Consider the following 9,395-nt stretch of genomic DNA (forward strand, 5'->3'; position numbering starts at 1 on the left):
TGTCCTCATGTTCGCCATCATCAACATAGAAAAGCTCTGTGAACCACTCTAACTACCATTCAGCAGCTATTCAACAAAGCACAATTTTAGATTTTTAGGGTGTATTGAGACGATCAATCGTCGGTAGCCACCGCTCCCTCGGTTTCGGCGTCGTTCGACAGCGACCGCCACAGGAGGGTGACCGAGACGGCCGCACCCACCAGCGCGATCACCGAGAGCGTCGCGAAGAACACACCCATCGTAGCGCGATCCAGCAGGAGTCCACCCGCGGAGATGCTCAGCGCGCCCAGTCCGAACATCCCAAGATAGGTGTAGCCGTAGGAGAGCCCGCGCGTGTCGGCGGGCGTGTAGACAGCGACCGCCTCCTGGTAGAACGGTTCGATCGCGAACAGCGCGAAGCCGAGGATCCCGCAGTACAGCGCGACCGCCGCGAGTCCCATCGAGGATATCGGCACGAACGCGACGGCGAGGATTGCGAGGGCAACGAAGACCACGACCAGTCCGCGAGCCACGGGGACGCGCCCGGTCAACTTCCCCGCGACGTACTGACCCGCCATTCCGGCGACGAGCAGTCCGACGTAGACGTAGTCGCCGATCGAGAACTCCTCGAGGCCGCCCGGCGGTTCGATCCCGTCCGTCGACGGGAGCCCGCCCAGAAGCTCGGGCAGGTAGGTGAGGACACCGCGATAGTAGAGCCCGACGACCGTGACGATGGCGAACACGAGCAGGAAGGAACTGGCAAACAGCGTCCGCGAGTTCGAGACGAACCCGGAGCCGGCCGATTGCGAGCCAGCCCCGGTCTCGTCCCGGGACGGCGCGTGACCCCCCTCGAGCGCAGCGGTCGGATCGAACTCGGCTCGGAGTCCGTAGACGGTCGCCACCGCGCCGGGAACGGCAAGCGCCACGGCGACGAGTCGCCAGTCCAGCGCGAGCAACAGCGTCGCGGTAGCGAACGGACCCAACGCGATACCGACGTTACCGGCGATGCCGTGCCGGGCGAAGACCGTCCCCCGTTCGTCGACGCCGGTGCTGATCAGGGCGAGACCTGCGGGATGGTAGATGCTGGCGAATATTCCCCAACACAACAGGCCCGCCGCGAGAGCGTAGATCGAAGTCGCGAACGCGAGGGCGACGAAGGAGGCACTCATGCCGGCGAGACAGACCAGAACGAGTCGCTTCGGCCCGTATCGGTCGGCGAGCATTCCCGCGGGTAACGCGCCGAGGCCGAATGGCGCATAGCCCAGCGCGATGACGACGCCGAGGAGCCCGACGCTCACCTCGAAGGCCTCGAGCCAAACGACGAGAAAAATCGGTATCGCTAACTCGAACCAGTGAACGGTGCCGTGTGCGAGCATGGTAAACCTCGCGACCGCCCTGTCGTTATCGGAGAGTGTCATTTCGTCTCTGTCGCAGCTATCGGTCCTCTCGATCAGCGGTCGGTACTCAACGACCGAACTCGATCGGTCGGTGGCACCGGCCCTGACCCGAATGACGCGACCGTCCTGTGGGTCGTCGCGCCGGACCGTCTGCTGGCTGATTCGTGTCGGGCCACTTAGCGACTTGGAAAGCACACTACAGCGACGCGGTGTTTTGCCTTTTCTCGGTGCGTTCGTCCTTGCGGTTGATACTGCCGGACAGAACGATTCGAATATCGGTCGCGCTACTGCGGCCGTCCTCGGGGATGACGGCCGCGAATTCGCGACCGACTTCTCAGTGACTGCTGTCCGACAGTATGAGTCCGCGCTCGGGGATGAACGCGCACCTGCCAGCATTGCAGCCGGTCTGCTCGGAAAGCGCTCGCACCGTCCATTACAATGCAGCACCGTTTCGAGATACAGTACTCGACTCGGTCCCGAAAACGCAGCTACAGCAGCTATGCTGGTTAGAATAGGTGCAATAGGTGCAGTAGATACAATAGGTGGAACGGGCACAATGGGGACCTTTTCCACCTCACCTAAACTACCTATTGCAGATATTCTGACTGCTCTACCTATCGCACCTATTGTACCTACTGAGTCCACAATAGGTGGAGTTAAGAAGATAGAATGAAACCAGTCAATAGCACTGAAAGACACGATATTTGGACAATAGGCACCTATTGTTCCCTATTCAAAACGGACCCAATCCACTAATGGAAGCTTCAACGACCGACCCACGTGCCGTCAGCGTGGTCATTCTGAAAGGCGGCGTCGGCAAATCAACAACCTCGATGAATCTCGCGCGCCAACTCGCCGAGCGCGGCGAGACGCTCTACGCTGACCTCGACCCGAACGGCCACGCGACTAATGGCCTCGGCTTCGAAGCAGCCTATCAGAGCGATATCAATCTCGGGGACGTTATCCTCGAAGGCGATGCGACACCTCACGACCTGATTCGGTCGACCGACCACGGATTCGATCTGCTCCCGTCGTCGAACACGCTAGAAGACGTCGAAAACGACCTCGCCGGCGCGATGCAAGGATCGGCACGGATCAAATCGAAGATCGTCGATCCGCTGCTCGGAACCGAATACGACTACGTGGTATTTGACTGTCCGGCATACCCTGGGATGCTCAACAACAACGCGCTCGTCGCGACGGGAAACGTCATCATCCCGATCGAACCGGGCTCGAGCGCGATCGGCGGCTACAAGCGAACCATGGAACGGCTGATCGAACCGGCACGAGAGTACATCGATGTCGACGTTCTCGCGGTCGTCCCGAACAAACTCGCCGATCGGATCGATCAACAAACCGAAGATCGAGAACTGCTCGAGAACCTGAACACGGCGACCTACGAGGTCAATCCCGGACAGCCGCTACAGGAGGCCGTTCCGGACTTCGCCCGGATTACAGCCGAGGAGTTCGACGCAATCGACGCCGGTGAGATGGAGTCTCCGAAACCGGGGATTCGACACCGGTCTGCACTCTCGCGATCGCTACAGCACAATCAGCCGCTACAGGAGTATGCTCCCGAGAGCGACCAGATCGACTACTACGTGGAACTGGCAGAGATCGTTGCAGCCGGAGGGATCGACCGATGAGCAATCCGTTCGACGATCTCAAATCGGATGACGGCGGACGAACCGAACCGGCGGACGAAAACGATACTGACCCGGGAGCGGATTCGATGCGGACTGTCGACGAACCACCGTCGGAGGACGCTCCCAACTCGAGTGTGAACGATGGGGCGACGCCGGAGCAGTCTGGAGCTCCGAACGAATCCAGCGGAGGCCCCGGAGCGTCGCTATCGCCCGCGGAGTCGGGTCCCGCGTTCGAATACAGCGAGGTTCAGCAGAAACCGTTTTACGCGCGAACTGAGACGGTCGACGAATTCAAGAACACCGTTCGAACTTCGATCGTTCCGACGCTCGCTGAAGCAGACGTTCTCGACGAGGAAACCCGTGAGATTCACGATGCGATCCTCCGTCTCGCGAACGAACGCCCCGAACGTGTCGCCGAACTCGTACTCGAGGAACGGCGTCAGTCGGGTCCCGAATAAGCACGTCGACGCTTCCGGTACTGCAGAGATGTGTTTCGGAGTACGGACAATCACGCTACTCGTCTCATCGCTACTTTCCATCCTCGGAACAGGGCGGAACGTGGCTGAGAGACACTCAGAACGACGAGCGGGAGTTCCCGGCCAACGCAGCAGTATAGCCGTCCGCGGCGGATCAGACGTACTCGAGGGTTCACGGCAGCATCTCCCACCAGTGTCCGTGCTTTCCATATACCATTGTATGGTTTACATCGGCTGTTTTCTCGTGATAAGGAGGCCTCTCCATAGAATGCGCGGATTTGGATGGAGACGGCGATCGATTACGGTGATAGTCGCATGGTTTTGTGAGTACTCTTTCATTCAGGACTCACGAACGGCAAAACCAGACCGAGCGTTGGATGATCACCACGCGCGACACGCGATTGTCAGGCCGCTATCGAGCAGTTCTTGCGGTCGAAATCGTGGAGGACCAAGCGGAACTATCGGTAAAAGCCCCTACCACTGCGTTGAGGACTCGTGTGAAGACTTTAGGATTTCATACGGACTGCTGTACCGAGTTACCGGTGCAAGTATGTTGGCTGCGGTTGTGCCGGCACTGACCTCCAGTAGACCGTATCAGACAGATCAACAGTCCGGGACCGCGGTTGACGAATGATCGTCGATACGCTCGAGGACCTGCTACTTGCGACCTCACATCGGGGGTGTTTGGCTCGACGACGCGCAGGTCAGCCCCTCCGTCGCCGGCAGCGGGTCTATGGGAGAGAGAATCGCTATAGAGTGAGACCTCGTAAACGAGTGCCCGCCGAAGGGCGATGGCGTCGGTCGAGTATCAGCGTCTACTGCCCGGGTCGTGACTGTGCGTCACAGTTACGATCACCTCACTCTACGGCCGACGAAGAAAAAACGTAATGACGGGATTCCCAGACCGACCGCTCAGGTACGTTCGCTGGTACTCGATGGTCGTCGCAACGACGTCGGTGTGGGAGCAAGTGGATTCGCAGAATGCGCTCAACTGAACTGTTGATCGAGAGAGGTTAGTAATCGTTCTCTCGATTGCACAAGACTGGCTCGATCGTGGACAAAACAACAAATATACCTCATAGCGCGATACAAAAGAGCCCACTCCCTGCTGGACTGACCAGTCGTTCCAATTGTTCCTCGTCGGGACTCTACAGTTGCGTTGAACGGAATTACAGAATATCCCCTGCTGGTCACGACGACATCGGGGTATCAGGGCATTCGTGGGCAAACGCGCTGGTCGACTCGAGGTATTCAAAGTCTGCCGTGAGGAGGGTTCGAGACGGCATAGTCATTAGTAACGACGCTCATCGAATCATGCGATGGTCTGTGCGAAGTCCGAGATGGATCTTAGTGAAAAAGGTATCCGCACCCGCGGCGGCCGACGCGATGCTGGCGAGATAATGGTAGTCAACGTGGCCTCACCGTTGCTCCCGTTTCTGGACGAAGACGTTCTGTTCACAGCGTGCGTTCTGCTGGCCGTCGACGGAGTGCCGTTGACGAGTAGCGGGCCTTGCTGAAATCTTGTGGTTAGACCGGCGTGGATTCTCCGAGAGCGGTGTTCGGTTTCGTGTCCGTATCTCTGCGATCAACTGAGCTGTAAACTGTCAAATCCACTTACACCCTTCATCTATTGCTGCTGTTGTTCCCGTTGTGGCTACTCTACTCCGCTATCTATTGTGCCTGTTCTTTCTATTCCACTCATTGTACCTATTGTACCTATTTCACCTATTGTAGATATTGTAAACCGAGAACGCTATCGCTGAAACGGTACACACCTAAGAACCGCCGTGTCCAGTCCCGAGAAGTCGGGTTCTCGCAAAGACGACGCTGAAGAAACACCGTTCTCTCGCCCCTCGTGCTGCCACCACTGACGACGATCGTCTCGAGCAAACTTGTTCGATTGACCCGTTCCGCTGAGACGATACCGACAGCGAGACTGTAACACCCGACTCCGTTTCCCGTTCTCCAGTCTCGGGTCGAACGCGAATCGAAGCCGCTGCAAGTATGACAACTAAGGATCGGATGGTCATCGGACCAGTTGTACGATCCACCGGATTTGCTACACCCTTTCCAGGAGTCCGGCCCACAACGCATCCACTATGACCGAAATTGGCTACAAACTCATCTGTGAGGAGCACGGTCCGAACGATCTCGTCGAGTACGCGACGCTCGCGGATCGGTCGGCGTTCGAGTACGCGCTGATCTCCGACCACTATCATCCGTGGACGTCGACGCAGGGTGAGAGTCCGTTCGTCTGGAACGTGATCGGAGCGATTGCCCAGGCGACCGACGATCTGCGGCTCGGAACGGCCATCACGTGTCCGATCATCCGGTATCATCCGGCGATCATCGCGCAAGCGGCCGCGACCGCTGGCGTGCAGTTGCCCGACCGGTTCTTCCTCGGCGTCGGCACCGGCGAACAGCTAAGCGAACACATCCTCGGCGACCGGTGGCCGGAACACGAGGTCCGACTTGAGATGCTTCGTGAGGCGGTCGAGGTCATTCGGGCCCTGTGGAGCGGTGAAACCGTCAGCTATCGGGGCGACTATTACACGGTCGAGAACGCTCGAGTGTATACGCTGCCGGATGAACTGCCGCCGATCAGGGTCGCCGCTGATGGTCCGAACGCGGCACGAGCGGCGGGTGAAATCGGTGACGGGATCGTCGCGGTCGCACCCGACGAGGAATTACTCAGCGAGTTCGAGGATGGGGGCGGGGAGGATGATCCGCGGTACGCCGAAATCGACGTCTGTTACGCCGCGGACAAACAGGAGGCCGTCGAAACGGCCCACGAAATCTGGCCGCAAGCGGCACTCCCCGGAGAACTCATGTGGGAACTCCCGACGCCCGCACACTTCGAGCAGGCGGTCGAAGCAGTCTCCGAGGAGGACATCGCAGAGTTGGTCGTCTGCGGTTCGGACCCGGAAGCGCATATCGAAGCGATCGAGCAGTATATCGATGCCGGGTTCGATCACGTGACCATCCACCAGATCGGCTCGAATCAGGACGAGTTCGTCGAGTTCTACGAGAGTGAGGTGCTGCCAGCAATCGACTGACCGGATCACAGAAAAGACAGTGATGAGCTAGCCGTCGGCTTACCGATACGGCTCAAACTCCTTGCCGAAGATGGCGAAGTAGATGACTCCGATCAGTCCGATGATCGAGGCGATCGTAAACGAGAGTTCGGGGGACGCGTACTGCCAGAGGATTCCGCCAAGCAATCCGCTCGGGATCACGATCATCCCGCGGAGGAAGTAATACGAGCCGGTGACCCGCCCGCCGGATCCCTGTTCCGCCGGGCCGACGATGAGTGCCTTGTGAGCCGGCAATCCGGCGAATCGAAGGCCGGAGAAGGCGAACAGTGCGACGAGGATCCAGATATTTTCCGGGGCGAAAATCAGCATGATCGGGAACGCGGCGTAGACGAAGAACCCGGCCCCGACGACGGGCTTCAGTCCGGTGTATTCCGCGATTTTCGCCGCGGGAGCCATCGTGAGTAACGCGACGAGCATCTCGATTCCCGAGAGAAGCCCGAAGAACGCGGCCGGCGCGAGGTCTACCGAGCCGATCGCCGGGACGTTAATCGCGAGTCCGATTTCCATGAGCTGCGTGATCACGAGGATGAAGAAGACGTACACCATCCCGTTAGCGAAGCGAACGAGTGCGTCGGCGACTAAGAGCGGACGCAGCGGGTCCGGGAGCGCTCGAAGATCGGCGAGTATCTGTCCGAACCCTTCGAACTCCTTCCCGACGGAGTCCGCATCGGTTTCGTACAAGTAGTGTTGCATGACCGTAGCGAGCAGCGCGAAGACGATTCCGATGACGAGCACCCACAGAAACCCCGGCATGAACTCGTCTGCTACGAGAACGGCGACGATCAGCGGGGCGATCAGAAACGCCGTCCGTCGGAACGTTTCGGTACTCGCAAACCCGTGGGCTAACCGGCTCGGATCGGTCGCCTGCTTGACGATCGCGTAGTGGCCGCCGATCCCGAACGACTTCCAACACTGGGCTAACAGCAACCCGACGAAGACCCAGACCCACGGCTCGAGGCTGATAACGCCGAGATCGATCGTCGGAACGAACGCGGCTCCCAACCACACTGCGAAGCCGATCGCCGAGAGAAACCCGAACACGGTCAGGGCGTACCGCGATCCAACGCGGTCGGAGACGACTCCACCGTAGTACGGATACACCGCACCGATCACGTTCCCGAAGGTACCCCACGCGCCGACAACGACGCCCGCTGCACCGAGGAAGACAAGATATTCGGAGAGAAAGCGGTTGGTCATCTGGAAACCGAGGCTGAACGCGAACATCGCCAGCGAAAGTACCAGTACGTCCCGCTGAAGGGAGAAAAATTGTCTGAACGTATCTAGCGGTCCCGTTTCCTCCGCATCGACGGTAACTTGTTCTCTGCTCATTGATAGTGAAGGTTCTCGAGGAGTCAGTTAATCGTTCGACTGATCGATCCGATCGAGGACGTCTTCGACACGACGGCGAGTCGGCCGACGGTTCCGACGCGGACGACCGCGATTGTGGCCATGAGCGTAAATCACGTCTCGCGGACAAATAGATTATCCATTATGGTAAACCAATATTGATTTACCACCTCGGGTGTTTTCCGTTATCGAGGACTCAAGACGAACTATGACCGGCCGGAAGAACGCGATGTTAACGACGGAAGACCGGCGGTGGCTGACGGGCGAAAAGAGCTACGAGGGGGAACACGCGAAACAGCAGCGCTACCAGCGCCGCCGAGATATCCGGGAACGCGTCTATAACTCGATACTCGATTTTTCTGTTTTGTTCGAGCATCTCGAGGAAGGCGAACGGGAGAAACTGTTCGGGAGCCCGGGAACGGATCAGGACGCACTCACCGATGATCGCCAGTTCACCGACGGAGTTTGCGATGCGCTTGCGTTCCTGCTGTACAGTACGGGGATCAACTCGATGATGGATTCTGGCGGCAGTTCGGATCCAGTCGCCGACCGGGTGCTTACCGAAGCACTGCACCGGTCGGGACAGAGAGACGGAATTTTCGTCGAAGACGTGGACCTCGATATCGATGCGGTGAATCTCCCGCGAGCGTCACTGCTCGAGGACCTGGAGGCAGGGAAGGAACTCTCTCCGAGCGAACTCCGATTGCTGCTCGAAAGCGAAGACGTGGATACGCGAAACGTACAAGAACATATTCGACGAGAGGTTTTCGATAAATGACAGCGACGCCAACAACCGCTCAGTCCCGTGGTTCGATCCGAGAACCGATGGTACTGCGACGAGAGTATGAGAGTCCGAGTGGACGAGTAGACGAGGAGGATAATCGATGACGACGACGCCGACCGACACGTTCGAACGAGAACTGGGGAAGCTCTATCACGCCGAGCTGGAAATTCTCGACCTTCACGCTGACCTTGCGGAGGCTGCGGCGAGCGAGGACGTGAAGACGCTGTTTACGGATCACGAAGCGGATACCGTCGAGCAGATCCATCGTATCGAACGGATATTCGAAGAGTTGGGCGAAGAGCCCCATGCTGCGGGCAGTCCCGTCATGGAGGGGATACTCGCGGAGAAAGACCAGATTGTTTCCACGAACGCGCCGCCGGACCTTCGAGATCTGGACGTGTTGAGCACCGGAATGATGAACGAACGGTTCGAAATCACGGTGCTCGATCGGCTGTTGCTCGTCGCGTCGGAGTTGGATCTCCCCGACGAAATCGCGACGGGACTCGAGGCGAACCGACAAGAGGCAAAGGCTGCACTCACCGAGATGGAAGCGATTGTCGAACGGAGGCGGCTCGAATGACGGGCGGACCATCTGTCTTTAGCTAACCCTCAGCCATCGGTTGTGTAGCGGTAGCGAGCCTCTCTTGGAGGATCGGTCGTTGTTGGTGTAT

7 protein-coding genes are annotated in these 9,395 nt (G+C 58.6%); 5 read left to right on the forward strand and 2 right to left on the reverse strand.

Translation table 11 applies throughout. The features are described 5' to 3' along the window. Positions 1-113 precede the first annotated feature (113 nt). The gene (locus GS429_RS11555; protein WP_160065514.1) at positions 114-1,397 is read right to left on the reverse strand and encodes an MFS transporter; all 1,284 of its coding nucleotides are present in this window, start codon (positions 1,395-1,397) and stop codon (positions 114-116) included. Positions 1,398-2,131: 734 nt separating this feature from the next. Between GS429_RS11555 and GS429_RS11560 the strand changes: the two genes are divergently transcribed. From GS429_RS11560 to GS429_RS11570, 3 genes are all read left to right on the forward strand, one after another. Further along, positions 2,132-3,022 carry a ParA family protein gene (locus tag GS429_RS11560; protein ID WP_160065515.1) on the forward strand — a complete coding sequence of 297 codons (891 nt, stop codon included), beginning with the start codon at positions 2,132-2,134 and terminating at the stop codon, positions 3,020-3,022. Continuing rightward, positions 3,019-3,480, forward strand: a complete 462-nt coding sequence (locus GS429_RS11565; RefSeq protein WP_160065516.1) for a DUF7970 domain-containing protein — start codon at positions 3,019-3,021, stop codon at positions 3,478-3,480. Before GS429_RS11560 ends, GS429_RS11565 begins: the two co-directional genes overlap by 4 nt. A 2,117-nt stretch (positions 3,481-5,597) precedes the next feature. Next, positions 5,598-6,554: a TIGR03557 family F420-dependent LLM class oxidoreductase gene (locus GS429_RS11570; protein WP_160065517.1), complete on the forward strand. Its 957-nt coding sequence runs from the start codon at positions 5,598-5,600 to the stop codon at positions 6,552-6,554. A 39-nt stretch (positions 6,555-6,593) separates the two neighbouring features. Here GS429_RS11570 and GS429_RS11575 read toward each other — a convergent pair whose 3' ends face one another. Then, positions 6,594-7,922 (reverse strand): MFS transporter, encoded by a 1,329-nt coding sequence (locus tag GS429_RS11575; protein WP_160065518.1) that lies wholly within the window; start codon positions 7,920-7,922, stop codon positions 6,594-6,596. Positions 7,923-8,148: 226 nt separating this feature from the next. On the opposite strand from GS429_RS11575, the gene GS429_RS11580 reads away from it, so the two are divergent. Together GS429_RS11580 and GS429_RS11585 are read left to right on the forward strand one after the other, a co-directional pair. Next, positions 8,149-8,718: a DUF8102 family protein gene (locus tag GS429_RS11580; protein ID WP_160065519.1), complete on the forward strand. Its 570-nt coding sequence runs from the start codon at positions 8,149-8,151 to the stop codon at positions 8,716-8,718. A gap of 106 nt (positions 8,719-8,824) precedes the next feature. Continuing rightward, a complete protein-coding gene (locus tag GS429_RS11585) occupies positions 8,825-9,304 on the forward strand; it encodes a DUF892 family protein (RefSeq protein WP_160065520.1) in 480 nt (159 codons plus the stop codon). Positions 9,305-9,395 lie beyond the last annotated feature (91 nt).

Source organism: Natronorubrum halalkaliphilum (assembly GCF_009834785.1).
In the GTDB taxonomy this organism is placed as follows: domain Archaea; phylum Halobacteriota; class Halobacteria; order Halobacteriales; family Natrialbaceae; genus Natronorubrum; species Natronorubrum halalkaliphilum.